This is a genomic window from Paenibacillus taichungensis (assembly GCF_013359905.1).
GTDB lineage: Bacteria > Bacillota > Bacilli > Paenibacillales > Paenibacillaceae > Paenibacillus > Paenibacillus taichungensis.
In genome coordinates, this window is the sequence record NZ_JABMCC010000119.1 from 1 (window position 1) to 376 (window position 376).

At 41.5% G+C, this 376-nt stretch carries 1 rRNA gene; it reads right to left on the reverse strand.

The features are described from left to right. Window positions 1-72: ribosomal RNA gene (locus HP548_RS27705) — 16S ribosomal RNA — on the reverse strand; the annotation flags it as partial. Window positions 73-376: the final 304 nt, after the last annotated feature.

Consider the following 376-nt stretch of genomic DNA (forward strand, 5'->3'; position numbering starts at 1 on the left):
AGTCCGCTCGACTTGCATGTATTAGGCATGCCGCCAGCGTTCGTCCTGAGCCAGGATCAAACTCTCCAATAAAGTATTGAAAAGAGCGATAAGCTCATTTTGAAACTGACGAGATTAAAAATCTCTTTTTATGCTCCAGTCGATCCAAGCCAAGGCTTGTCTCTAACTTTCGCGTTCATTCTGCAAGCAGAATGTTTACTCACTCGTTGTTCAGTTTTCAAAGATCAAACTTTTTTTTCATTGCCGTGTGTTGTTCACCTCAGCAACTTTTATATCTTATCACATCCGAACCAACTTTGCAAGCTCTTTTTTTAAGTTTCTTTCGAAGCTTATTTGTTTCGCTTGCCGCACCGTGTTTCTCGTGTTTTCTTGGCCG